This window comes from Sporomusa sp. GT1, assembly GCF_014634905.1.
GTDB classification, from domain to species: Bacteria; Bacillota; Negativicutes; order Sporomusales; family Sporomusaceae; genus Sporomusa; species Sporomusa sphaeroides.
Genome location: NZ_BMBX01000104.1, coordinates 1 through 241, shown reverse-complemented (window position 1 = coordinate 241; position 241 = coordinate 1). Strand labels below are relative to the sequence as shown.

The 241-nt window shown below is 54.8% G+C and carries 1 tRNA gene; it reads right to left on the bottom strand.

From position 1 onward, the window contains the following. Positions 1–82: 82 nt before the first annotated feature. Positions 83–159 (bottom strand) — tRNA-Ile (locus tag GT1_RS22015). Positions 160–241: the final 82 nt, after the last annotated feature.

Here is a 241-nt window from a genome sequence, read left to right as displayed (position 1 = left end):
GTGGATTTGAACCACCACGAGGTTGCCCCCACTAGCTCCTGAGGCTAGCGCGTCTGCCGTTCCGCCACGACCGCATGAATGTTGGTGGATCTACTAGGATTTGAACCTAGGACCCGCCGGTTATGAGCCGGATGCTCTACCAAACTGAGCTATAGATCCGTATTTGGTGGAGGGAGGTGGATTCGAACCACCGAAGTCAAAGACGGCAGATTTACAGTCTGCTCCCTTTAGCCACTCGGGA